We start from the raw sequence: 24,971 nt of genomic DNA, 5'->3' as shown, positions 1-24,971 counted from the left end.
AAGGACCCGGCATGAAGGACGCCACCCAAAGCCCGGCCCCGGCCCCGCCGCTGGCCATGCTGGCCGAGCTGACCCACCGCTGTCCGCTGGCCTGTCCCTATTGTTCGAACCCGGTCGAGCTGACCGGCAAACAGGCCGAAATGGGCACCGCCGAATGGGCGCGCATCTTTGCCGAAGCCGCGGCGCTTGGGGTCTTGCAGCTGCATCTTTCGGGGGGCGAGCCGGCATCGCGCCCCGATCTGGTCCAGATCGTGCAGGCCGCGCGCGAGGCCGGGCTATATACCAATCTGATCACATCCGGGATCGGCCTCAACGCCCGCCGGCTGGACGAACTGGACGCGGCGGGGCTGGATCATATCCAGCTGTCGCTGCAAGGCACGGGCGCGGATATCGCCGACCGGATCGGCGGTTATTCCGGCGGCTTTGCGCGCAAGATGCAGGTCGCGGCCCAGATCGCCCGCATCGGTTTCCCGCTGACCATCAACGCGGTCATGCATCGCCACAATCTGGACGATCTGCCGGCGACGCTGGCCCTTGCGGCCGAATTGGGCGCGCGGCGGATCGAGGTGGCCTGCGTCCAGTTTCAGGGCTGGGCCCTGCGCAATCGCGCCGCCCTTCAGCCGACCCGCGCCCAGGTCGATCAGGCCAAGCAGGTCGTCGCCGAGGCCCGGCGCACCTATGCCGGGCGGCTGGCCATCGACTTTGTGCCGCCCGATTATTTCGCCGATTTTCCCAAGGCCTGCATGAACGGCTGGGGGTCGACCGGGCTGAATATCGCGCCCGATGGCAAGGTCCTGCCCTGTCACGCCGCCGAGATCATTCCGGGCCTGAGCTTTCAGAATGCCCGCGAAACGCCCCTGGCCACGATCTGGAACGGCCCCGCCTTTGCGGCCTTTCGGGGCAGCGACTGGCTGCCCGAACCGTGCCAAAGCTGTGAAAGGCGCGAGATCGACTTTGGCGGCTGCCGCTGTCAGGCGATGGCGCTGACCGGGGATGCGCGCGCCACGGACCCGGTCTGTCGCAGATCGCCCCACCGGGCCGAGGTCGACCGCCTGATCGCCGGGGAAACCGGCGCGCCCACACCGGATTTCATCTATCGCAGACTGGATGCCGGGGCGCGCTGATCAGAGGCAGGTTGATCCGGCGCACGTTGATCGGGGACGCATTGATCGGGGGCGCATTGATCGGGGGCGCCGGCCTGTTGGCGCGCGGCCTCGACCACGGCGGCCTTGACGGCGCTGACCCAGTCGGTTTCGCCCGCAGCCCCGGCCAGAACGCGGGCGCCGACCATGGCGGCAAACAGCAACAGCGCCTGTGGATCGGGCGCATCACCGCCGCCATCCGCCGGCCCGGCCCCGTCGGATCCGGGCGGCGCCTCGCCGAAAAACCGCGCCAAGAGCGCACCTGAGCCCCGGTCATAGGTGCCGCGCGCCGGGGCGCCGTCATCCTTGCCGCTGGCATGGGGGGCAAAGGCGATGATCGGGCATTGCCGCTGGGGATTGGGGCGCAGATATTGCGCGACCAGCCGCGCCCGCGTATCGGCATGGCTTTGACCGGGCCTGTCCAGCAGCCCATTCCATAGCGTCAGCACATCGCCAAAGGCCAGCGCCACCGCCTCGTCGACCAGCGCCTCTTTCGAGGCGAAATGCTTGTAGAACCCGCCGACCGTCATCCCCGCGGCGGCCATCACATCGGCGACCGAGACCGCCTCGATCCCGCGTTCACGAAACAGGCGGCTGGCGATTTCGACGATGCTGGCGCGGTTCTGCAAGGCCTGTTCGGCCGAAGATCGTCCCATCCCTAGGCTTCCTTTCGAAAGACCAGCAATCTGGCCCTGAAATCCTGCAAGACCTCAGCATTCTGGTTCAGCGTCACACTATGGGCCAATACCATAGCCCGGTCGGGGCGCGAACGCGATGGCGTGATCTCGTCGATCCTGCTTTTGACCCGCAGAATATCGCCCGGCCGCGTCGGGCGCGGCCACGCGATTTCCGCGCCCGCGCCGATGATCCCCTGGGCAAGGGGGATGCTTTCGACCAGCAGCTTCATGGTGATCGCCATCGTGTGCCAGCCGCTGGCCGCGAGCCCCTGGAAATAGCTGTGCCGCGCGGCCTCGGGGTCAAGGTGAAAGGGCTGCGGATCGAATCGGGACGCGAAATCGACGATCTGTTCGGCATCGAGGGGATGTTCGCGGCTGTGAAATTCCTGACCGACCGACAGGTCATCCAGCCAAAGGCGCGGCCGCATCTCATTGTCATCCATGTATTTTGCCCTTTTCCGTTCCGCCCCCCGGCACGATATCGCGGGGTCTGGTCAGAATAGATTATATAAGTTATCTATTTTGGCAAGCTCATCGGAAACCCATTCCCAGCCGAGGAACGCCATGTCCCCAAAGGCGCCTGCATCCCGCAATCCCTGGATCGTCCTGATCTGTGCCGCGACATTGGTCACCATCGCCATGGGCATCCGACAGTCCTTTGGCCTGTTCCTGCGCCCGATCCAGCAGGATATCGGCGTCGATTCGGCGGCCTTCGGCCTGGCCATCGCGGTGCAGAACCTGATCCTCGGGCTGGCGCAGCCGGTGATCGGCGCTCTGGCCGACCGGATGGGCGCGGGCCGCGTGGCGGCGGTGGGCGGCGCGCTTTACGCGCTTGGCCTTGCGTTGACGGCGGGGGTATCGGGGGCCTTGGGGCTGAACCTGACGCTGGGCGTTCTGGTGGGGTTTGCGATGACGGGCGTGACCTTCGTCATCGCCATCGGCGCGGCGGTGCGCGCGGTGCCGGCGGAAAAGCGCGGGCTGGCGGCCGGGATCGTGACCGCCGGCGGTTCGGTCGGACAGTTCCTTCTGGTGCCCATCGCGCAAGGGCTGATCGGCGGCTTTGGCTGGCGCGAGACGATGCTGATCTATGCCGCGCTGGCCGCGACCATGGTGCTTTTGGCCATCGGCATCGCCGGCAAGCCCCGCGCCGCGCAAGCCACCAGCACCGACCCGCAGGGCATGGGTCCCGCCCTGCTTGAGGCGATGCGTCATTCCGGCTTCTGGCTTTTGAGTGCGGGGTTTTTCGTCTGCGGCTTTCACGTCGCGTTCATCGCCACCCACCTGCCCACCTTTCTGGCCGACAAGGGGCTTGATCCGGCCGTGGGCGCAAGGGCGCTGGCGCTGGTCGGGCTGTTCAATATCCTTGGCTCATATGTGTTCGGCATGTCGGCCGATCGCTGGCGCAAGAAACATGTTCTGGCGGGCATCTATCTGGGCCGTGCGGTGGTGATGGCGCTGTTTCTGTCACTGCCGATCACGGCGCTGTCGGCCACGCTTTTCGCCTGTGCCATGGGGTTTCTGTGGCTGGGCACGGTACCGCTGACCAGCGGCCTGGTCGGTCAGATCTTTGGCGTCCGCTATATGTCGACGCTCTTCGGTATCGTCTTTCTGTCCCATCAGGTCGGGTCGTTCTTTGGCGCCTGGGGGGCCGGCTATATCTTTAACAGGACCGGATCCTATGATCTGGCCTGGCAGCTTTCGATCGGAATCGCGCTTTTGGCGGCGGTGCTGCATTGGCCGATCCGGGACACGCCCGTCGCAAGGCAGGTCGCGGAATGAGCGGCGGCGGCACAGGGCTTGCCCCATTGACGCCCGCGCAGCGCGTGCTGATCGGGGGGGCGGCGCTGGCGCTGATCGCGGCGGGGCTGGCGCTCTGGAACGCTTATGGCATTCCGGTCGCGCTGATCGGCGCGACGCTGCTTTGCTGATCCGCCCGCCACACCCGCGTGCCGTCAGTTCAGCGCGATAACCCGCCGTTCGCCGGCCAATGTCCAGTCGCGCGGGTCCAGATGCCGGCCCTCGGCATCGACGGTGCCGTCGGGGTGGAACACCACCTCGCCATAATCGCGATCCATCACGCGGATGGTGCCATCCGCCGCAACCACGGCGGAAAGGTCATGCGCGGCCGCGAAATCCCCAAGGTTTTCCGCCCGACCCAGACGCACCAGCCACAGCCCGTCGCGCCCCGCAAGCCGCAGCTCATGCCCGGCCGAGCCGCCACTGGTCACCAGTTCCAGCGCGCCGGAACAGGACAGGATCAGCGCGCCTTTCCCGGAACGGGCCGCCGCGCGATGGCCCTTTACCGACCAGTCGTCAAAGCTTTGCGTCGGGAACCATGCATGGGTAAAGCCCGGCTGCGCCGCATCGCCATCGAATTTCACCACCGCCAGATCGCGATATTGCTGCACGCGCGGAATGCTGGCCGATCCGCCCCAGAAGGACGGGCGGCCAAAGCCGGACTGGACGATCTCGCCGGGGTGGTTGATCCAGATCTGGGCCGAAGGTTCACGCCCGATCCGGGCCTGAATCAGCGTTTCCTGATAGCCCCATTCGCCCCAGCGATAGATCGCGGTCGACCCCATCGCGGTTTCGGCGGTCTTGTAATGATATAGCCGGGCAAAGCCGTTCTGTCCTTGCGAGAACATCCATTCCTGCGCCTGGGCCGCATCCTCCCAACAGGCGATGGCGCCCAGATCGGGCAGCGCCAGCCCGTGATCGCGCAGGCACAGCGCCAGCTGCGGCAAACAGTTCACATGCGCGCCAAAGCTGCCGATCCCCCAAAGCAGCCGCGCCATGCCGGTCAGTTCCTGCGTGTCGGCGGTGCAAAGCGAATGCTCATAGCTGCGCCCCTGTGCCCCGGTGATGACGCCGTGATGGGCGGAATGGGCGACAACGGTGATCAGCCGGGCAATCGCCCGCGCGGCGCGCGCGCGGATATCGGCATCCGGGGCCAGCGCGTAAAGCGCCGTCATCCCCTTGAGGTCGATGGGGAAATAGGTGGCCGAGTTGAATTCGGCCATCTCGGCCGCCTCGAAATGGTCGAACCAGCCCATCAGCCGGTCATAGCCCACCTTGCTTTGTTCGCGCCCCAGCCGCCCGGAACGGCGAAACCGCGCATCGGGCAAAAGCCCGCCGGCCAGATATGCGGCGGTGTGAAACAACAGCGCGTGGTTTTCCGAAAAATACCACTGCACATCGTTGCCCGGCTCATCCATCCAATAGCGGAAATCCAGCGTGGCGGCATCGATCCTTGCCCGCAGCGCATCGGACAGCCGGTCGCCATAGGCGATGCGCGTCCATAGCAGCGGCACCAGCGCGAAATCGGCACAATCGAAGCAATCCTCGATCCCCGGCAATTCGCCCGCGATGATGCGCTCCGCCCGTGCCCGCGCGGCCGGATCCCCCACCGCCGCACAGGCCAGCGCGGTTTCGGTGTCGGATTCGGCATGTTCCGCAATCCAGCGCAGGGTTTCGTCGATGCGTCGGGCCGGATCGGCCGGGGCCGGACCGATGGCGGTGCGGTGGCTGATCTCGGCGCCCAGCCGGGCTTCGACCATCAGGGCGCCGGTTCCCAGCGTGAAATCGAAATAACGGTAATCCGCCGGCAGATCGGCGGCCGAGGCGATGCCGACCCGATCCGCGCCGGCCGGGATATTCACCGGCAGCACGATATGGTCATGGGACATGAAATGGCCGCCGATGCTAACCTGCCCGGCCATGTCCAGGGCAAAGGGATGCGGCAGGATCAGCGTGATCGCGCCGCCATCATAGCGTTTCGCGTCCAGATGCATGGCCCCGATCGCCCGCGCGATGCCCGCGACCGTATCGTCATCGGCGTCGAAGCTGTGGCTGGCGCGCGCGACCGGCCCGGACAACCAGTTCACCGCGATGCGCACCACGGCGTCGCGTTCGCAAAGATCCTCGAACCAGATCGCGATCTCATTGTCGCCGGCATGCAGTTCGGCATCGAATTCGACCCGGTCGGGCGCATTGCGCGTGGCCGGGGCCAGCCAACCCGCCGGGCGGCCGTTCACATAGGCCTTGGCCGCGCCGCAGATGGTCAGTGCCAGCCGCGCCGTACCGGCCGCTTCGGCCCGGATCGCGCTGCGCGCCCAGCCCTCGATCCGGGTGGGCCGGAACCAGAAGCCCGACAGATCCAGAAAATCCGACCCCGTGGGCAGGATATTGCGCGCCCCCCGCCAATCGGGGCGCGGACGGTCCGCGGGTTCCCGGCCGCGCACCTCGGCGATATAGGCCGTGCGACAGGGATAGGTATGGGGGATCCAGTTCTTGTCCTTGGTCAGGAAAAAGGTCGAATCCATCTCGCCCTGCATGGGGCTGTCGGCGACGTCATAGCGCGACTGGATCAGCGGCGTGACCTGCCAATGGGTCAGCGGCGCATTGGCGGTCAGGGGGGCGTTGGCGATCAGCGTCATGGTTCAGCACAGCTCCGCGATGGCGACGGGGGCGACGTCGGTATAGGCCTGATTTTCGCCGGTCATGCCCCAGACAAAGGCATAGGGGCCGGTCCCCGCGCCCATATGGATCGACCATGCGGGCGACAGCACGACATCGCCATCCGCAACGACCAGATGCCGGGTATTGTCCGGGCGGCCCATGAAATGCATGACGCGGTCACCGGCATCCAGATCGAAATAGCAATATGCCTCCATCCGGCGTTCGTGCAGATGCGGGGGCATGGTGTTCCAGACCGAACCCGTCGCCGGATCGGTGATCCCCATCAGCAACAGGCACGAGGGCGCGACCTCGGGGTGGATATACATCGCAAGCGAACGCTGGTTCGAACGCGCCGCCTCGCCCAGTACTAGGACCTTGGCCTCGGCGCGGGGGATCAGCCGGTGCGGGATATCGGCCCCGGCCGGAACGGAATTCATGTAAAACCGCGCCGGATCGCCCGCGCCGTCACTGCCCAGCACCACCCGCGCCGCGCCCCGGCCGATATAGAGCACATCGCGATTGGCCAGCGCGAAACGCTGGCCGTCGACCTCGATCCAGCCGGGACCGCCCAGATTGGCGATGCCCATTTCGCGCGCGTCAAAGAAAAGCGGCGTGCCGACATCGGCGCCGTCACCAAAGGTCAGCGGCGCGTCCAGCGGCACCGCGCCACCGACGATCATGCGGTCGTAATGGGTATAGGCGAAACCGATCCGACCGGGGGTGAACAGCCCCTCGACCATGAAATTCGCCCGCAGATCGGCGGTCTTCATCGCGTCGATCTGATCCGGGCCGGCACCATATCTTTGCTGCATGACCATGGTGTCCCCCCTTTTGCCCCATGACACGGCCGCGCGGGCCAATAGGAAAAGGCATCTCATCAAGAAAACTGTTGTGCAATATGTAAGAAAATTTCATTACTGACACGATATATGACGGAGGCCAGCCGATGCGGCACAGCGGACGAACCCGGATCAGCGACATCGCCGACAGGCTGGGCGTATCCACCGCGACGGTGTCGCGGGCGCTGTCGGGCAATGGCTATGTGCGCGAGCCGCTGGCCGCGCAGATCCGCAGCGCGGCGGTGGAAATGAACTATGCCCTGCCCGGTCAGGTGATGGGACAGCGGGTGCTGCTGGTATCCTCGCAAGAGGCGATGATCGACTTTCAGCGCAGCCAGTTCACCATGTATGTGCTGGCCGGGGTGCAGGAACGCGCCGAGGCGCAGGGCATCCGCATCGACAATTTCACCTATCAGACCGAGGCTGACCTGCGGACCCTGCATCAGGCGGCGGCGGCGCCCGATGTGCTTGGGGTGCTGCTGGTCACGGTGGATGACGACATGCTGGCGCGGGTCCATGACCTGGTCTGTCCGGCGGTGGTGGTGAATGGCGACGACCCGCAGATGCGGCTCAGCTCGGTCACGCCCTGCAACCGCTCGGCCGCGGCGCTGGCGACGCGGCATCTGGCCGCGCTGGGGCATCGGCGCATTGCCTTTCTGTACCGCCCCGGCCGGCGCACCATCCAGCGCCGCTATGAAGGCTGGCGCGACGTTCTGGCCGACAATTTCGAGCCGGCCCTGATCCTTGAGGCCGCGGACTGGACCGCCGAGGCCGCGCAGCGCAGCGTCAGCCGCGCACTGGAACAGGGGCTGGATTTCACCGCCATCGTGGCCGCCGGCGACATTCTGGCGGCGGGCGCGATCTCGGCGCTGGTGGCGGCGGGGCGGCGGGTGCCGCAGGACGTGTCCGTGATCGGTATCGACGGGCTGCCACAGGGCCAGTACCTGGCCCCCGCGCTGACCACGGTCAAGATCCCGATGCATGCGGTCGGCGCGCTTTCGGCCGAGTTGCTGGCCGAAACGGTGCGGCTGCGCAAGGCGGGCGTCACGCTTCCCTCGCGCCGGATCGAGCTGGCCTGCGAGCTGATCGAACGCGCCAGCTGTGCGCCACCACCGCGCTAATCAGCCGGGCTGAGATCACATCAGCCCGAACAGGCGCGGCAGACCCAAGGACAGCGCCGGGACATAGCTGACCAGCAACAGCGTGATCACCAGCGCCGCCAGAAAGGGCAGCAGCGGACGTGCCACCTGTTCGATCCGCAGCCCCGCCACGGCGCAGCCCACAAAGAGCACGCTGCCGACGGGCGGCGTCATCGATCCGACACCAAGGTTAAAGATCATCATGATCCCCAGATGCACCGGATCCATGCCGATCTGGCTGGCGATGGGCAGAAAGATCGGCGTAAAGATCAGCACCGCCGGCGTCAGATCCATGAAAAACCCGATCACCAACAGACAGATATTCATGATCAACAGGATGATCAGCGGGTTTTCAAAGGTCAGGATCAGCTCGGCGATGATGTCGGGGATGCCGGCGATGGTCATCACATAGGACATGATCCCCGAGGTCGCGATCAGAAACAGGATCGCGCAGGTCATCACCGCCGACGAGGCCAGCACCTGCACATATTCGCGCATGCTGGCCAGGCGATAGATCAGCGACAGGCCAAAGCTGTACAGCACGGCGACCGCCGCGCCCTCGGTCGCGGTAAAGGCGCCGATGACGATGCCGCCGATCACCACCACCACCATCGCCAGCGCCGGCAGCGCCTCAAGAAAGATGCGCAGCGCTTCGGACGCGCCGGGCCGCCCTTCGGTCATGTAGCCGCGCCGCTTGGCGATGATGCCCGCCACGATCATGCAAGACAGCCCCATCAGGATGCCGGGAATATAGCCGCCGACGAACAGCGCCGAAATCGAGGTGCCGCCCGAAACCAGCGAATACAGGATCAGCGGCCCGCTGGGCGGGATCAGGATGCCGGTCGGCGCCGAGGCGATATTGACCGCCGCCGAAAAGCGCGGGTCGTAATGTTCCTTTTTCTGCAACGGCCCCATGGTGCCGCCGACCGCCGCCGCGGCCGCGATCGAGGACCCGGAAATCGACCCGAACAGCATGTTGGCGATGATATTGGTATGTGCCAGCGCGCCGGGCAGCCGCCCGCCCAACAGCTTGGCCAGATTGATCAGCCGGATGGCGATGCCACCCTTGTTCATGATGTTGCCGGCAAGGATGAAGAACGGAATCGCCAACAGGGTAAAGCTGTCGATGCCGGAAAACATCTTTTGCGCGGCGACGAAAAAGATCACGTCGGGCGGCATGAAGGCCAGCCCGATCAGGATCGACGACACCCCGATCGCAACCGAAATCGGCGTTCCCAGCGCCAAAAGACCGAAAAACACCGCAAACAGGGCAAAGGCGGCAAAGCCCGGATCCATCATCATGTCCATGAGCCAGGTCATGTCACATCGCCTCCTGCGCGTCGGATGGGGTTTCATGCTGGCCGGTGATCAGACCGACGATCTCGATCCCGATCAGAATGACGATCAGCACCGCCGCGATGGGCAGCACCAGATAGACATAGCCGATGGGGATCTGCATGATCGGCGACAGCTGCTGCATCGCGGAAACGCTGGCCTTCCAGCCGCCAAAGAACATCGTGGCGACCGCAAAGCCGATGGTGACCAGCCCGTTGAACACGCCCAGCGCCCGGCGAACCGGCGGCGGCGCCATGCTGGGCAGCAGTTCCAACGCCAGATGCTGGCGCGTGCCAAAGCAATAGGCGGTGCCCAGAAGCCCGGTCCAGATCATGATGAAGCGCAGCGATTCCTCGGTAAACAGCGCCGGCGTCGCCAGGAAATAGCGTGTGAATACCTGCCACAGCATCAAGACGACCATCACCGCCAAAAGCGTCGAGATGATCACCAGCAGGCAATGTTCGATCAGCGTCTTGAGACGATACAGCATAAGCCCCCCAAACCGGCCCGAGCCGGGCCGCCCAGACGTCCCCCCTCGGGCGCGGCGGCTGACGGAAATCATGCGGTATGTAATAAATCCAATCAATATGTAAGAAATTTTCACCTCACCGCGCCAGTCATTATCGGCCGGGCTTGGCGGGGTTCGTGGCATTGCCGAAAATCATGCAATAAATTTACATATAGAAATATATATCCATGTTCCGCATTCTTGCGGCATCGGGCCGGGCCGGCACCGCGCGACCGCGCCGCCAGCCCGCCGCAAAATGGGAGGAAATGATGAATATCCGCAATGTCGCCCTGGCGGCAACATCGGCACTGGCGCTGTTGGCCGGGGCAGCCCATGCGCAGGTCAACCTGAAGCTGGCCAATGCCCTGACCGAGGATCACCCGACCAGCGCCGCGCTGAAACAATTCGCCAAAGAGGTCGAGGAAAAGACCGATGGCGAGGTGCGCATCCGTCTGTTTCTGAACGGGGTCTTGGGCGACGAACGCGAGGTTCTGGAACAGCTTCAGAACGGCGCCGTCGACATCACCCGCGTCAGCGCGGCGAATCTGGAAAACTTCAATCCGATCTATCGCGCCTTCAACCTGCCCTATATCTTTCGCGACAAGGACCATTTCTACAGCGTCATGGGCGGCCCGATCGCCGATGAGGTCTATCAGGCCACGGCCGATAGCGGCTTTGTCGGGCTGACCTTTTTCGACAGCGGCGCGCGGTCCTTTTACACCAAGTCCAAGCCGATCAACACGCCCGAGGATCTGGTCGGCCAAAAGATCCGGGTGATCAACTCGAACGCCTCGATCCGCATGGTCGAGCTGATGGGGGGCACGCCGACGCCGCTGCCATACGGCGAAATCTATACCGCGCTGCAACAGGGCGTCATCGACGGGGCCGAAAACAACCCCACCGCGCTGACCATCGGGCGCCATGGCGAGGTGGCCAAGTTCTATTCCCAGGACGAGCATCAGCGCATCCCGGATTTCCTGGTCATCGCCAACCGCTCGATGGAAAAGCTGACGCCCGAACAGCAGGCCGTGGTCAAAGAGGCCGCCGTCAACGCCACCGCATCCTTCCGCGAATTGTGGGATCAGGCGATCGACGACGCCATCGCCAAGGCCGAGGCCGAGGGCGTGACCTTCAACACGCCCGATCCCGCGCCCTTCCGCGCCAAGGTCGAACCGCTGATCGCGGAATTCAAGGCCGATCCCGCAATCGGGCCGCTGGTCGCCAAGATCATCGACAGCCAGTGATCCCCGCGCGCGCGCCCCGATCCACCACCGGGGCGCGCCCCTGATGAAAGAGCCGAAAATGCAAGTTCCCCAAAGCCGCCCCCAGATCGAGGCGGCCATTGATCTGGTCGTGCAGGGCCTGCGGTCGCTGCGCCATGAAGGTCAGTTCGACGAGCCCAATCTGGACGGGACCGCCGGCGACTATATCAGCTTTGATGCCTGGGAATGGCCGCAGGGCGTCGGGCTTTACGGGCTGGCGCAGCTTTGGTTGCAGACCGGCGACGCGGGCGCGCGCAAGACGCTTGAGGATTGGTATGCCCGCCATATCGAACGGGGCCTGCCCGCGGCCAATATCAACACCTCGGCGCCCATGCTGGCGCTGTCGCTGTTGTGGCGCGAAACCCGCGATCCGCGATGGGAGGCGGTGCTGCGCGACTGGGCGGACAATGCCGTAGCGCACATGCCCCGCACCGTGTCCGGCGGCTTTCAGCACGACGTTTCGGACAAGATCAACGAGGGCGAGCTTTGGGACGACACGCTCTTCATGCTGGTACTGTTTCTCGCCAGCTATGGCAGCGCGGCGAACCGCGCCGATCTGGTCGACGAGGCGGGGTTTCAGTTTCTGATCCATACGCATTATCTGTGCGAAGCCGAAACCGGGCTGTGGTTTCATGGCTGGACCTTTGATGGCAATCACAATTTTGCCCGGGCCAGATGGGCGCGCGGCAATTCCTGGATTTCGGCCGGGATCCTCGACCTGCTGGAACTGGCCGATCTGCCGGCGCCGATCCGCCGTCACCTGACCTGGGTCGTTACCGCCCAGATCGAGGCGCTGCTGAAGCTTCAGACGCCCGAAGGCGCGTGGCACACGCTGGTCGACGATCCCACGTCCTATCAGGAAATTTCGGCGACGGCGGCAATCGGCTACGCGCTGTTGAAAGGTCACCGGCTGGGCCTTGGCCCGGACCGCTGGCGCGAGGGGGGGCAGCGCGCGCTGGCGGCGGTGACCCGCCATATCGGCGCCGATGGCGTGGTGGATCAGGTCTCATACGGCACCCGCATGGGGCATGACCTGCAATTTTACCGCGACATCCCGATCCAGCCCACCGGCTATGGCCAGTCCATGACCCTGTTGTTGCTGGTCGAGGCGCTGAACCACGCCCCCGCCTAGCGCGGCCCGATCTGCCGAGACGCGGCCGACAGCTGGTCACGCCGCCATGCGCATGCCGGCCGCATCGAAAAGATGCATCTGCGCCGGGTCCGGGTCCAGCATGACCCGGTCCCCCGGCCGCAGGGCGATTTCCCCGGGCGCGCGGACCTGTACCGGCTGGGACAGCGCCGCGACCGCGACCGTCAGAAACGTGTCCGAGCCAAGATGTTCGCTGGTCAGGACCTGACCGGCCCAAACACCGCCGTCCCGCAAGGCGATATGTTCGGGACGGATGCCAAGGGTCGCCGCCGATCTTTTCGCCGCCTCATCGCCCGAAATCAGGTTCATCCTGGGGCTGCCGATAAAGCCCGCCACAAAGAGGTTGCGCGGCGCGCGATACAGTTCGAGCGGCGATCCGACCTGTTCGATCCGCCCCGCATTCAGCACGACGATCTTGTCGGCCATGGTCATCGCCTCGACCTGATCGTGGGTGACATAGATCATCGTCGTGCCAAGCTTGCGGTGCAGGTCGGATATTTCCTGCCGCATCGACACGCGCAGCGCGGCATCCAGATTGGACAGCGGCTCATCAAAGAGAAAGGCGGCGGGTTCGCGGACGATGGCGCGACCGATGGCCACCCGCTGACGCTGACCGCCCGAAAGCTGGCCGGGGCGGCGTTCCAGATAGGGGCTCAGGTTCAGGATCGCGGCCGCCGCCTCGACCCTGCGGTCGCGCGGACCCCGCGCCATCCCCGCCATTTTCAGCGGAAAGCCGATATTGCTGCGCACCGACATCTGCGGATAAAGCGCATAGCTTTGAAACACCATCGCGATGCCGCGCCGCGCCGGGGGCACGGTTGTCGCGTCATTGCCATTGATCAGCACGCGGCCGCCGCTCGTATCCTCAAGCCCCGCGATCAGCCGCAGAAGGGTCGACTTGCCGCAACCCGACGGCCCCACGAAAACGACGAATTCGCCATCCCCGATCTCAAGGTCCAGCGGGGGAATGACCTCATGCGCGCCGAACCGCTTTGTCACGCCGGAAAGGGTGATCTGTCCCATCGCTGGCTCTCCGATGATTGGGTCCGGTGGCGGCTATTTGACCGCACCGAAGGTCAGGCCGCGCACCAGCTGTTTCTGGCTGAACCAGCCCAGGATCAGGATCGGCGCGATGGCCATGGTCGAGGCCGCCGAAAGTTTCGCGTAAAACAGCCCCTGCGGGCTGGAAAATCCGGCGATGAACTTGGTCAGCGGCGCCGCATCCGCGACCGTCAGGGTGATGGTCCAGAAGGATTCATTCCAGGCCAGGATCATGTTCAGCAGAAAGGTCGAGGCAATGCCCGGGATCGCCATCGGCAACAGCACATAAACCACCTCGGACCAGAGCGAGGCGCCGTCCATGCGCGCCGCCTCAAGGATCTCGACGGGGATTTCCTTGAAATAGGTGTAAAGCATCCAGATGATGATCGGCAGGTTGATCAGCATCAGCACGACGATCAGACCGGCGCGGGAATCCAGATATCCGGTCGTCTTGAAGATCAGGAACAAGGGCACCACCACGCCCACCGCCGGCATCATCTTGGTCGACAGCATCCACATCAACAGGTCCTTGGTCCGTCTGGCGGGAAAGAACGCCATCGACCAGGCGGCGGGAATCGCGATGACGATGCCGATGATCGTCGACCCGAACGAGATGATCACCGAATTCAGGAAATAGCTGAAATAGCTGCGCTGGCGTTCGACATCGAGGTAATTCTTGAGCGTCCAGTCGAAATCGAAAAAGACCGGCGGCGTGGCGACCGCGATCCGCTCGGGCTTGAAGCTGGTCAGGATCGTCCACAGGATCGGAAAGAACAGCAAAAGCGCGACCGCCCAGCCGATGGCCGTGTTGATGCTTTTCTGTCGGTTGGAAACTGCGCGCGCCATCGGTGCCCCCCTTTCGTTCAGGAATCCAGGTTCTTGCCGATGACATGCATCAGCAGGATCGCCACGATATTGGCCATCACCACCGCGACCAGACCGCCCGCCGCGGCCGTCCCGGCATCGAAATCCAAAAGCGCCTCTTTATAGATCAGGAATGGCAGCGTGGTTGAGGCCGTGCCCGGCCCGCCATTCGTCGTCACCAGAATTTCGCCGAACACACCCAGCAGAAAGATCGTCTCGATCAGGATCACCACGGTGATGGCGCGGGTCAGATGCGGCAGCGTGATATAGACAAAGCGCTGCAACGGCGAGGCGCCGTCCATTTCCGCCGCCTCCATCCTTTCGCGGTCCAGGCTTTGCAGCGCGGTCAGCAGGATCAGCGTGGCGAATGGCAGCCATTGCCATGCCACGATCAGCGTGATCGAGCTCAGCGGCGACTGGGTCATGAATTCATAGGGCCTTAGCCCGACAAAGCGCGCGAAGGTTGCAAATAACCCATTGGTCGGATTGAAGAACATGTTCTTCCAGATCAGCGCGGCGACCGGCGGCATGATGAAAAAGGGCGAAATGCACAGGATGCGGACCAGCCCCTGTCCCCACATCGGCCGGTCGACGATCACCGCGATCACGATCCCGCCGATGACCGAAATCGCCAGCACGCCGACGACGAGGTAAAGCGTGGCCCCGACCGCCCCCATGAAGGCCGGGTCGACCACGAACGAGCGGTAATTCTCGAACCAGACAAAGCCCGCGCGTTCCGGGCTAAGCAGGTTATAACGCTGAAACGAGAACCAGATCGTCACCGACAAGGGCACGATCATCCAGATCAGCAAAAGGATGACGGACGGCATCAGCATCAGCCGTGCCGCCAGCCGCGCCGCCGGAATGCGCCGCCGTTCCGGCACGCCGGCACCAGACCGCCCACCGCGCGGGGGCGGTCTGGTGCCGGCACCGTCCCGCGTGGCGGTGGGGGACAGCGCCGGATCAGAACCCGGGGATCGATCGTTTTCAGCAACAGTCGTCATGGCCGGACTGGCTCCGTACTGGCTCCGTGGCGGCACCCGGCCCCGCGACCGGGACGTCGGCGTTCAGGTCACGGCCGCCGCCCGCGGCGCCGCGCCGGGACCGGCATGGACCGTGGCCGCGATGGCCGCGCCTTCGCGCAGCGGCGCCTCGGTCACGTCGATATCCTCGTCCAGCGGACGCAGCGGCGCGAGGCCCAGCTTGCCGATTTCGGAATGATAGGATCTGACCGCCTCGGCCGGCGACAGATCGCCCTGCACCACCCTGCGCAGGTGGCGGATCATCTGTTCCTGCGATTCCGCCAGATTGATCTTGCGCCCGAACAAGGCCAGCCGCGCCCCATAGCGTTCGGCCTGGGCCACCAGCTCAAAGGCATCGCGCGTCGTGCCGGCCCCGCCGCCCAGAACGCCAACCACCAGCGTGGGGTCGAAACTCGCCAGCTCATCCATGGCGCGCGGACCGTTATAGGGCATCTTCAGAAATTGCGGCCGGTCCATCTGCATCACCCCCGCCAGACAGCGCAGGATGCAGTCATTCACGAATTCCCCCATGGCGCGGGTGTCCATGGCGGTTTTGACATTGGGATTGAACACTTCCAGAAAGTGGCGAAAGCCCAGCGCGCCGGCCTCGTCGCGAAAGCGCGCATATTCGTGCTGTGCCCGCAGATCCAGATCGAGATCGTTCACGAAAGTGACCGAATAAAGCCCAAGATCGGTGCCGGTGATCGCGTCCTGCGGGTCGGGATCGCGCTTGCCATACATCACCTGCGCCAGATTGGCCGAGCGGAAGGGCCGCGAAGGATGATGGGCATAGTTGCTGTGCCGGATCGCACCCCAGCAATCGGTGGCGTCATTGGCCCGGATCGCGGGCTGGATATTGCTGTCGGCGAAAGCCTTGCGCGCATGCAGCCGTTCAAGGATCGAGGCCGAAACCAGCATGATATCGACCTGATCGTCACGGATCACGGCTTCGATCTGTTCGATAAACTCGGCACGGTTGCGCCAGCCAAGGGCGGCGCCCTGCGCGTCGCGGCGCGGGCCAAGACCCGTGGCACCGCTGCCCATATCGGCATCCTTTGCATCCGCGATGATAAAGTCCGACTTGGTATAGCGGCCGGCGCGGATGCGCCCCAGCTTTTCGTCCATGCGACTCATTGCCGTCCCTTCCTCAGGCTGCGTGGATTTTCGACAAAGCTAGGTCAAGCACGGCAAGCTGTCCATCGAAAATGAGCATAAATGATCATCCACGCACAGGGTGCCGGCGGTATGCGGCCAGCATCATCCGTGATGATCGCCCGCCAATCTCCGAAATAATGTTAATTATACCATAGAATTACGCGAAAACGGCCACCCTCTCCCGACCAGGCATCCATTCCATGGATGACAGCGCCCCACGAGCACATGACAAATTCCGATCAGTAACGATGATAAGTATTGACTGAATACGATTGATTCTGGTTACCTTTGCTCGCGGAGCCTGGGCGAGGCCATTCGTCCCAAGGGGGAGCGATGTCGATGGGATCCTGGCCGGACAGATACCGGAAACTGGTCGCCGACCTGCCGCGGCTTGCGGCCTCGGCACGGACCACCGCCTGTCTGACCAGCACCTGCGTCGATGCCCGCGTTCTGTTGGCCGATGCCCCGGCCGGCCCGACCGGCGACGCGCAGGCCGATGACCTGCTTTCCATTCTGCGCGGCCGCGCGTCCGCCGGCATCGGCGGAGAGATCATCTGCGACTGGCCCGGGGGGCCGCAATGGCTTGAAAACACGCTGCCCGTCCGCCGCGCCTGGGGCGGGACGGGTCCGCATGCCGCGATGGCGCTGACCGCCATCGGCGCGCCCGCGATCTGCGCGCTAGACGACCGAAGCGCGCGGATGCTGTCGGTGATCCCAGAGGCGGTTCCGCTGGCCCATGACGGCAAGGCGGTTCCCGCCGGTCGGATTGCGCCCGCCGGACAGCCCCGCCCCGAGGTGTTCATCATCGAATACACCGCCGGCCAGCCCGCGGCCGGGGTGGTTCCGCCGCGATCCTCGCGCATCATCCTGCGTTTCGGCGATCTGGGGATCGAACGGGATGCCGATTTCGACCGCATCACCACCGACGGATCGCTGGATGTCGGGGCCGCGCTGATCGCGGGGTTTCAATGCGTGCCGCCCCCCGATCTGGCGGGGGAATATGCCCGCATCTCGGACCAGATCCGGCGCTGGCGCGCGGCGGGGACGGGGGTGGTGCATCTTGAACTGGCGGGGTTCACCTCGGCCCCGGCCTGTCACGCGGCCCTGCGCGAAATGGCCGGCAAGATCACCTCGCTGGGCATGAGCGAATCCGAGTTTCGCCAGTTCTTTGGCCCCGGCGATCCGACAGAGCAAATGATCCGGGCGGCCGAGGATCTGGGGCTGGCGCGGCTTTGCGTGCATGCCGACCACTGGGCCGCGACGGTGACGCGCAACGATCCCGACCGTGAGCTTATGGCGATCATGACAGGCAGCCTTTTGGCGGCGACGCGGGCGCATCTGGGTCAGGCGGCGCGACCCGCCGCCCTGCCCGAGGGGGCCGAGATCCTGAGCCCGCGTTTCGGCCCGCCCGGCGGCGGCATCGAGGATCGGGGCGGATGGTCGCTCGTGTCCTGTCCGACGCTCTATCTGCCCGCCCCGGCCACCACGCTTGGCATGGGCGACACCTTTACCGGCGGCTGTCTGATGATCCTGGGCCTGCCTGCGCGGCCGGATCGCCGCCCCTGACAATAACGATCCGCAATGACCCGCGCCCAAGGGCGCAATGATCGAATATCAACAAGGAGGAGATAAAGTCATGAAAACACCCAGATATGCCCTGCTGCTGAGCGGGGGGCTTGCGTCTTTCGCCACCATGGCATGGTCGGAAACCACCCTGACCATCGGCACCGTGAACAACAGCGACATGGTGGTGATGCAAGAGCTGTCATCCGGTTTCGAAAAGGCCAATCCCGATATCAAGCTGAAATGGGTGGTGATGGAGGAAAACGCCCTGCGTCAGGCGCTGACCACCGATATCAGCACGAATGCCGGACAATATGACATCATGACCATCGGCATGTTCGAGGCCCCGATCTGGGGTGCCAAGGACTGGCTTGTGCCCTTCGCCGATGTCCCGGCCGAATACGATCTGAACGATGTGTTCCAATCGGTGCGCGACGGTCTTTCGGCCAAGGACCAGCTTTTCGCCCTGCCGTTTTATGCCGAAAGCCAGCTGACGTTTTATCGCACCGACCTTGTCGAGGCGGCGGGCGAGACCATGCCCGAACAGCCAAGCTGGGACGATATCGAACGCATCGCCTCGAAAATCCACAAGCCGGACGAAGGGGTCTATGGCATCTGTCTGCGCGGCAAACCCGGCTGGGGCGAGAATATGGGCCAGATCACGCCCGTCGCCAATTCCTATGGCGCGCGCTGGTTCGACATGGACTGGAAGCCGCAATTCGATCAGCCGCAATGGAAAGAGGCGCTTGAGAAATATGTCGGGCTGCTGCGCAATTACGGCCCGCCCGGCGCCGCCGCCAATGGCTATAACGAAACCCTGACGCTGTTTGCCAATGGCCAATGCGGCATGTGGGTCGATGCCACGGTTTCGGCCGGTTTTCTGACCAATCCCGATCAGTCGACGGTCTTTGACAAGATCGGCTACGCTCTGCCCCCGATCGGCAAGTTCGCCAAGGGGAACCACTATCTCTGGGCCTGGTCGCTGGCGATTCCGAAGAGCTCGAAGAATACCGAGGCGGCGCAGAAGTTCATCTATTGGGCAACGTCAAAGGACTATATCGAACTGGTGGCCGAACATTCGGGATGGGCGACCGTTCCGCCGGGCACCCGCCAGTCGACCTATGACAATCCCGCCTATCAAGAGGCCGCGCCCTTCGCGAAGCTGACGCTTGAAACCATCCAATCCGCCGATCCGACGGACGCGACCCAGGAAAAAGTGCCCTATATCGGCATTTCCTTTGTCGGCATCCCCGAATTCGGCGCCATCGGCACGACGGTCGGACAGGAATTCGCGGCCGTGATCGCCGGCGACAAATCCGTCGACGACGCCCTCTCTGCCGCGCAGGCAGCAACCACCAAGGCCATGACCGAGGCCGGCTATATCAAATAGGGGCGCGCACCGCCGCGACAGAAAACTTGCCCGTCGGTCAACGCCATGCGGGAATGCGCAAGCAATCCCCGAAACCTGACCGGCGGGCCGTTCGCCCGATGACACATCCGCCAGAACGTGACCGCAATCGCAAAAGGATACCCGGCAGAAATGACACTGGACAAGATGAAACTTGACGGAAAGCTTGCCTTCATCACGGGTGGCGGGCGCGGGATCGGGCTGGCCACGGCGCGATCCTTTCTGGACGCCGGCGCGCGGGTGGCGATCGCCGATATCGACCCCGCCCTGCTTGACGAGGGCCGCGAAGCCCTTGCGGCCTTGGGGCACCAGGTCACAACCCATGTCGTCGATGTCACCCGCCCGGCCGATCTGAACCGGGTCGCGGACGAGGTCACGCGGACCATCGGCGCGGCCGATATCGTGGTCGCGAATGCGGGCCTTGCCTGGCCCGATACCGGCGCCGAGGACATGGCGGACGAGCTGTGGCGCAAGCTGATCGACGTGAATTTGAACGGATCCTTCTGGACCTGTCGGGCATTCGCCAAGCCGATGCTGGAACGGGGTTCGGGCGCGATGGTGACGCTGGGCTCGATGTCGGGCCTGATCTCGAACAAGCCCCAGCGTCAGGTTCATTACAACGCCGCCAAGGCCGGCGTGCATCACATGACCCGCAGCCTTGCCGGCGAATGGGCCGAGCGCGGCGTCCGCGTCAACTGCGTGGCGCCGACCTATGTGGATACGGCAATGTCGCGCGGCGGCTTCAGCGATGACACCCTTTTCCCGGTCTGGATGGAAAACACGCCGATGAAGCGCGTGGCCCAGCCCGAAGAGGTCGCCGCCGCGATCCATTTCCTGGCCTCGGACGCCGCAAGCGCCATCACCGGCACGGTGCTGACCGTCGACTGTGGCTATACCATCTGGTAGAGCGTCCCAGAATCTTGCAAGAGCAGTTGCCGATGCCCAGAACACTTGGTGAAAAGTCCGAGGTCATCCCGGCCAAACGCCGCGCGATGGTGCTGGAACTGGTGCGCCGTTCGGGAGTGGCCAGCGTTCAGGACCTCGCGGCGGCGATTCAGGCCTCGCCCTCGACCGTGCGGCGCGATCTTGAGATTCTGACCCATGAGGGCATGCTGAGCCGCACCCATGGCGGCGCGGTCGCATTGACCGAGCCGTCATCGACCTTTGAGCTTGAGCCGCGGCTGAACGCCCGAATCCGCGCCCCCGAAAAGCGCATCATCGGGATCGAGGCCGCGAAACGCATCCGTTCGGGCGAAAGCGTGATCTTTGACAGCTCGTCGACGGTGTTCGCGGCGGCCGAGGCGGCCCTTTCGCTTGATATCGAAATCACCGCCGTCACCAACAGCCTTGAAATCGGCAGCATCTGCGCCACGGCGGAAAACTGGCGGCTTTACGTTCTGGGCGGGATGCTAAGGCCCGGCTCGCCGCTGCTGACGGGCGAGCCGGCCGAACATATGCTGGCCACCATGCATGCCGATCTTTGCCTGATGGGGGTCTATGCGATCACCGGCGACATCATGACCGACCCGATCCCCGAGGTGGCCTCGATCAAGCGGCACATGATCCGCGCCGCCCGCCGCACGATCCTGTTGGCCGATGGCTCAAAGTTCCGCCAGCCGGCCTTTGCCGAATTCTGCCGGATCCCCCAGATCGCCGAGGTCATCACCGACAGTTCCGCCCCGGAAAAGGCCGTCGAGGAACTGAGGTCCAGCGGCGTCAAGGTCACGCTTGCGCAGCCCTAGCGGCGGCCAGACCGATCAGACAACCCAAACCACACGAGGCAAGACATGCGCATCAAACCGACCCTGAACATGGCCGCCCTTTCCACCGCGACGACGCTCTTGACCGCAAGCGCCCTGCATGCCCAGGACGAGGTCTCGGACGAGGTCATCGCCTTTTGGGCCAAGCACGCGATGCCGCTGAAAGAATTCGTCGCCCAGGGGTATGGCATGTCCAAGCCGGGCGATGCGTCCTCGCCGGAATGGTGCGCCTATCAGCCCATCACCATCTCGCTTTTATATGCAGACAGCCCGACCTGCGAGCGGCTGCTGACCCGGATCGAGGCCATTGGCCGAACCCCGCCCGGAAACTGACCGGCGCGGCAAGCGACCCCGCCGCCCCCCGGCACCGGATCCGGCTTTTTCCCGGGCCATTCGGGAAAGGGCCGGGCTAAAGATTCAGCCGGATCGTGCCCCCCGCGTCACGGGCGCGCGAACAGCACAGCACCACCCGCGATTTGCGTTCCTCGGCGGAGAGAACGAAATCGCGATGCTCGATCTCGCCCCCAAGATAGTCGCTGGCGCAGACGCCACAGATCCCGTCCGAGCATTTCGTCGGAATATGGATGCCGGCCCGGGCCAGCGCCTCGGTCGCGGATTGATCGGCGGGCACCGGGATGGTGCGGCCGCTTTTCGCCAGCTCCAGCTGAAAGGGCGCATTGACGTAATCGGGCAGTTCGGGCGTGGTGAAATATTCGCGGCTCAGCGCCTCGTCGGGCCAGCCATTGGCCTGGGCGGCATCGAAAACGCCCTGCATATAGCGGTCACCACCACAGGTATAAAGCTTCATCCCCGGAGCATAGGCCGGGATCGCAGCCGACAGATCGGCGCGACCGTTTTCGCGCGAGAAATGGCACCGCACCCTGTCGACCCAGGGCATGTCCTGAAGAATGCCGGCAAATCCGCCGCCCTCGCGGGTGGCCGCGCTGTAATGCAGCGCGAAGGGCCGGCCCAGCGCATGCAGCCGATGCGCCATGGTGATCATGGGCGTGACCCCGATCCCGCCCGCCATCAAAAGCGACAGGCTCGCCCCTTCGTCCAGCGGGAAATGGTTGCGCGGCTCGGAAATAAAGATGCGCCGCCCCTCGCGGAAAATGCGGTGCATCAGCTGGGAACCGCCGCGCCCCTCTGCCTCGCGCTGGACGCCCAGAACGTAATGCGAATTGTCGGCCGGATCGCCGGCCAGCGAATATTGACGCTGATATTCGGGGGCGATCACCACATCGATATGCGCCCCGGCGTCAAAGGGCGGCAGCGGCCGGTCATCGGGCGCCGCCAGTTCGAGCCGCATCACATCGGGCGACAGATCCTGTCGCCAGCGGATGACGACCGGAAAGACCGGCGGGCGATGATCATCGGGAACCGTGCGCGCGGGCACCAGATCGGCGGTCTGTCCGCGCGCCAGCTGGTCGCGATACTGCGCCGGGGTCAGCATGGCGCGATAGCGGCGAATGCCCTCGTCACGTTCCAGCGGCTGAACCACGGGATAGGGCAAGGGCATCACATCGGCGGGATAGACCGCAAGCGTCTGGTCGTCATAGCGCAGGTCGATATCGGTGTTCAGCCCGCGCTCATTGGTGGCCCCGGCCGCGACATAGCGCCCCTGGGCGGGGTCCAGCTCGATATCCCACCACCATTTCTTGACCGGGTTGATCCGCCCGCGCCCCAGCCGGTCGTCGAGCCGCGCCAGCAGCGGCGCCATTCCGGGCGCCGCGATGGCCAGCCTGCGCACCGCCGCCTCGGCCAAAAGCCCCTCGAGGTTCCACGGACAGGTTTTCATGCAGCGCCCGCACATGCCCCCGGCGGAATTGGTCAGCCGATAGCGGGCGCATTTCTCGGCATCCGATTTCCATATCTCATAGCCGTTATACATCAGCTTGGGCCCGGCGGTGATGGCCCCGGACGGGCATTCGCGGGCGCATTTGTTGCAGCTGTCGCAAAAGGTCTGAAGCCCGAAATCAATCGGCCTGTCATGTTCCATCGGCATCGAGGTGGTGACGACGCCCGATTTCAGACGCGGCCCCAGATAGGGGTTCAGGATCACCTCGCCAATGCGGCTGACCTCGCCCAGACCGGCCAGCAACAGCAAGGGCGGCTGCAGGACATCGCCGTCGATGACCGAATGCACCCGCGCCGAATAGCCCAGGCGCCGGATCTGTTCGGCAATGACACCCCCCAACAGCGAAAAGCGCAGATAGGCGCGCATGGATTGCGCCACGGAAATCCAGTCGTCGCCGCTTGCGCCCTCCATGGTTTCATGGCCCTGATCGATCAGGATCGAGGCGGCATTGTCGTGATAGGGCGTGATGGGATTGCCGCCCGCATCATGCGAATAAAACGCCCATTCCGGCACCCGCGACAGGCCGACCGCGTCGCTGCACAGGTAATAGGCCGCGCCTTTCAGGTTGTCGGCATTGCGCCGGGGATCGGCGGCCTGCGGGACGACCGGGCCGCGCGCCTCGCCGAATTGCAACAGCAATAGCGCCCCAAGCGCGCGGCGCGCGCAGGCGCCGATCGGGCTTTTCATCACATACATGCCGCCCTTGGCGGCCTCCTGGACCGCCTTGCCCATATCGCCAAATAGCGCGCGAGCAAAGAAATCGGCGCGCTTGGGAAAGCGGGGAACGCGATCCTCGTCGATAAAGGTGGTGGGCGTGTCGCGGCGTCTGATCCGCTCGAACGGGTAAGGCCCCATGCGGAAATCGCGGTCGCGATAGGGCTGCGCGGTTGCGGCCTTGCGCGCGGTGCCCTTGCCCGCCCACCAGGCCGGGCCATGCGACGCGAACCCGTCGCGCCCGCCCCCCGCCGCCAGCGGCCGGTCGGGGGCAAGCGCCATGGTCGTGGTCACGGCGGCAAGGCCGAAGCGGCGGCCGACATAGGCGTTCTCGATGGTCATGCCATCGTCACCCTCGGCCATGCTGGCCAGCCCCGCCGACACGGCCAGCCGGCGCAGATCGATCTCGGATGTGGTGGCGCTGTGGGCGCGGGCCTCGAACCCCAGCATGCGCAGGTAATTGGCCAGAACCACCCCGCAATTGGCGGTCAAAAGCGCGGCGCGCTGTGCCTGGGTGCCACCGAACCAGTCGGTTCCGGCCTCATCCGGGCGCGGGTCGCGGGTATGCTCGACCAGAAACACCAGCGCGTGGGTATGGTGACCGACCGGGCCGGGCTGGCTGCGCGCGGCATCGAGGATATCGGCATAGATCGCGTCGATCCCGGCGGCAAAGGATTTCGGGCCGCCTTGCTCAAGTTCCTCTTTCAGGTTGTCGATCAACGGGTTGCGATAGGGCGCGGTCAGGAAATGTTCGGGCCGCAGCGCCGCCACACCGACCATCGAGGCATCGAAATAATACCCCGCCGCCTTCAGGTGGTGCGCGCGCTCGATCGGGTCGTCGGGGATCTCGGCGGTGCCATGGGTGATGGGGCCGTCGCGCACCGTGTCGAACATGGCCATGAAGCGCGCCATCGCATGGGACAGCGACAAAGGATCGGCATGGGCAAAGGACAGGGCGCCCTGTTCGGGCAATTGCCTCAGATCGACCGCCCCCGTCCCGCGCGCCAGCCGTTCAAGGGGGAACGGCCCCAGATGGACCGGCCGGTCCTTATAGGAAAAGACGCGCATTCGGGGGC

The 24,971-nt window shown here is 64.7% G+C and carries 22 protein-coding genes; 11 read left to right on the top strand and 11 right to left on the bottom strand.

The genetic code is table 11. The features are described 5' to 3' along the window. The first annotated feature begins 11 nt into the window (after positions 1-11). Positions 12-1,124, top strand: a complete 1,113-nt coding sequence (gene pqqE, locus ACFOMH_RS08030) for a pyrroloquinoline quinone biosynthesis protein PqqE (RefSeq protein WP_377743772.1) — start codon at positions 12-14, stop codon at positions 1,122-1,124. Here the strand turns inward: pqqE and ACFOMH_RS08025 are convergent. Beyond that, entirely contained in the window at positions 1,094-1,798 is a 705-nt protein-coding gene (locus ACFOMH_RS08025; protein WP_377743770.1) for a TetR/AcrR family transcriptional regulator, read from the bottom strand. The genes pqqE and ACFOMH_RS08025 overlap by 31 nt on opposite strands. A 2-nt stretch (positions 1,799-1,800) precedes the next feature. After that, complete coding sequence (locus tag ACFOMH_RS08020; protein WP_374424923.1) at positions 1,801-2,262, bottom strand: MaoC family dehydratase; 462 nt, start codon at positions 2,260-2,262, stop codon at positions 1,801-1,803. 121 nt (positions 2,263-2,383) lie between these two features. Between ACFOMH_RS08020 and ACFOMH_RS08015 the strand changes: the two genes are divergently transcribed. Then, complete coding sequence (locus ACFOMH_RS08015; RefSeq protein ID WP_377743768.1) at positions 2,384-3,598, top strand: MFS transporter; 1,215 nt, start codon at positions 2,384-2,386, stop codon at positions 3,596-3,598. Beyond that, entirely contained in the window at positions 3,595-3,747 is a 153-nt protein-coding gene (locus ACFOMH_RS08010) for a hypothetical protein (RefSeq protein WP_377743767.1), read from the top strand. The genes ACFOMH_RS08015 and ACFOMH_RS08010 overlap by 4 nt, the downstream gene beginning before the upstream one ends. A gap of 24 nt (positions 3,748-3,771) precedes the next feature. On the opposite strand, the gene ACFOMH_RS08005 is transcribed toward ACFOMH_RS08010, so the two are convergent. Together ACFOMH_RS08005 and kduI are read right to left on the bottom strand one after the other, a co-directional pair. Then, positions 3,772-6,255 (bottom strand): hypothetical protein, encoded by a 2,484-nt coding sequence (locus ACFOMH_RS08005; RefSeq protein WP_377743764.1) that lies wholly within the window; start codon positions 6,253-6,255, stop codon positions 3,772-3,774. 3 nt (positions 6,256-6,258) lie between these two features. Then, entirely contained in the window at positions 6,259-7,095 is an 837-nt protein-coding gene (gene kduI / locus ACFOMH_RS08000) for a 5-dehydro-4-deoxy-D-glucuronate isomerase (RefSeq protein ID WP_377743763.1), read from the bottom strand. A gap of 128 nt (positions 7,096-7,223) precedes the next feature. Here kduI and ACFOMH_RS07995 point away from each other — a divergent pair, with 128 nt between their 5' ends. After that, a complete protein-coding gene (locus ACFOMH_RS07995) occupies positions 7,224-8,237 on the top strand; it encodes a LacI family DNA-binding transcriptional regulator (RefSeq protein ID WP_377743761.1) in 1,014 nt (337 codons plus the stop codon). A gap of 15 nt (positions 8,238-8,252) precedes the next feature. Here the strand turns inward: ACFOMH_RS07995 and ACFOMH_RS07990 are convergent, their stop codons facing one another. Then, positions 8,253-9,575: a TRAP transporter large permease gene (locus ACFOMH_RS07990; protein WP_377743760.1), complete on the bottom strand. Its 1,323-nt coding sequence runs from the start codon at positions 9,573-9,575 to the stop codon at positions 8,253-8,255. Between the two features lies 1 nt (position 9,576). Beyond that, positions 9,577-10,080 carry a TRAP transporter small permease gene (locus tag ACFOMH_RS07985; protein WP_377743758.1) on the bottom strand — a complete coding sequence of 168 codons (504 nt, stop codon included), beginning with the start codon at positions 10,078-10,080 and terminating at the stop codon, positions 9,577-9,579. Positions 10,081-10,286: 206 nt separating this feature from the next. On the opposite strand from ACFOMH_RS07985, the gene ACFOMH_RS07980 reads away from it, so the two are divergent. Then, on the top strand, positions 10,287-11,342 hold the full coding sequence (locus ACFOMH_RS07980) for a TRAP transporter substrate-binding protein (protein WP_377743757.1): 1,056 nt from the start codon (positions 10,287-10,289) through the stop codon (positions 11,340-11,342). A gap of 58 nt (positions 11,343-11,400) precedes the next feature. Then, on the top strand, positions 11,401-12,492 hold the full coding sequence (bglB, locus tag ACFOMH_RS07975; protein WP_377743756.1) for a beta-galactosidase BglB: 1,092 nt from the start codon (positions 11,401-11,403) through the stop codon (positions 12,490-12,492). 36 nt (positions 12,493-12,528) lie between these two features. Here bglB and ACFOMH_RS07970 read toward each other — a convergent pair whose 3' ends face one another. The 4 genes from ACFOMH_RS07970 to ACFOMH_RS07955 all read right to left on the bottom strand — a co-directional run bounded on the left by ACFOMH_RS07970 (position 12,529) and on the right by ACFOMH_RS07955 (position 16,571). Continuing rightward, complete coding sequence (locus ACFOMH_RS07970) at positions 12,529-13,533, bottom strand: ABC transporter ATP-binding protein (protein WP_377743754.1); 1,005 nt, start codon at positions 13,531-13,533, stop codon at positions 12,529-12,531. Positions 13,534-13,566: 33 nt separating this feature from the next. Beyond that, positions 13,567-14,397 carry a carbohydrate ABC transporter permease gene (locus ACFOMH_RS07965; RefSeq protein WP_377743753.1) on the bottom strand — a complete coding sequence of 277 codons (831 nt, stop codon included), beginning with the start codon at positions 14,395-14,397 and terminating at the stop codon, positions 13,567-13,569. Between the two features lie 17 nt (positions 14,398-14,414). Beyond that, positions 14,415-15,251, bottom strand: a complete 837-nt coding sequence (locus tag ACFOMH_RS07960) for a carbohydrate ABC transporter permease (protein WP_377743915.1) — start codon at positions 15,249-15,251, stop codon at positions 14,415-14,417. 231 nt (positions 15,252-15,482) lie between these two features. Then, on the bottom strand, positions 15,483-16,571 hold the full coding sequence (locus tag ACFOMH_RS07955) for a hypothetical protein (RefSeq protein ID WP_377743751.1): 1,089 nt from the start codon (positions 16,569-16,571) through the stop codon (positions 15,483-15,485). Between the two features lie 354 nt (positions 16,572-16,925). Between ACFOMH_RS07955 and ACFOMH_RS07950 the strand changes: the two genes are divergently transcribed. The 5 genes from ACFOMH_RS07950 to ACFOMH_RS07930 all read left to right on the top strand — a co-directional run bounded on the left by ACFOMH_RS07950 (position 16,926) and on the right by ACFOMH_RS07930 (position 21,656). Beyond that, positions 16,926-18,158: an ADP-dependent glucokinase/phosphofructokinase gene (locus ACFOMH_RS07950; RefSeq protein ID WP_377743749.1), complete on the top strand. Its 1,233-nt coding sequence runs from the start codon at positions 16,926-16,928 to the stop codon at positions 18,156-18,158. A gap of 70 nt (positions 18,159-18,228) precedes the next feature. Next, on the top strand, positions 18,229-19,545 hold the full coding sequence (locus ACFOMH_RS07945; RefSeq protein WP_377743748.1) for an ABC transporter substrate-binding protein: 1,317 nt from the start codon (positions 18,229-18,231) through the stop codon (positions 19,543-19,545). Between the two features lie 150 nt (positions 19,546-19,695). Next, positions 19,696-20,469: an SDR family NAD(P)-dependent oxidoreductase gene (locus ACFOMH_RS07940; RefSeq protein ID WP_377743746.1), complete on the top strand. Its 774-nt coding sequence runs from the start codon at positions 19,696-19,698 to the stop codon at positions 20,467-20,469. Between the two features lie 32 nt (positions 20,470-20,501). Continuing rightward, a complete protein-coding gene (locus tag ACFOMH_RS07935; RefSeq protein WP_374424892.1) occupies positions 20,502-21,305 on the top strand; it encodes a DeoR/GlpR family DNA-binding transcription regulator in 804 nt (267 codons plus the stop codon). A 45-nt stretch (positions 21,306-21,350) separates the two neighbouring features. Next, on the top strand, positions 21,351-21,656 hold the full coding sequence (locus tag ACFOMH_RS07930; RefSeq protein ID WP_377743744.1) for a hypothetical protein: 306 nt from the start codon (positions 21,351-21,353) through the stop codon (positions 21,654-21,656). 76 nt (positions 21,657-21,732) lie between these two features. On the opposite strand, the gene ACFOMH_RS07925 is transcribed toward ACFOMH_RS07930, so the two are convergent. Continuing rightward, positions 21,733-24,963, bottom strand: a complete 3,231-nt coding sequence (locus ACFOMH_RS07925; RefSeq protein WP_377743743.1) for a 2Fe-2S iron-sulfur cluster-binding protein — start codon at positions 24,961-24,963, stop codon at positions 21,733-21,735. Positions 24,964-24,971 lie beyond the last annotated feature (8 nt).

The sequence above is a fragment of the Paracoccus mangrovi genome (genome assembly GCF_042648425.1).
Lineage (GTDB): Bacteria > Pseudomonadota > Alphaproteobacteria > Rhodobacterales > Rhodobacteraceae > Paracoccus > Paracoccus mangrovi.
Note: the sequence above shows the minus strand (reverse complement) of the source record. Positions and strands in the feature narration are given on the sequence as shown.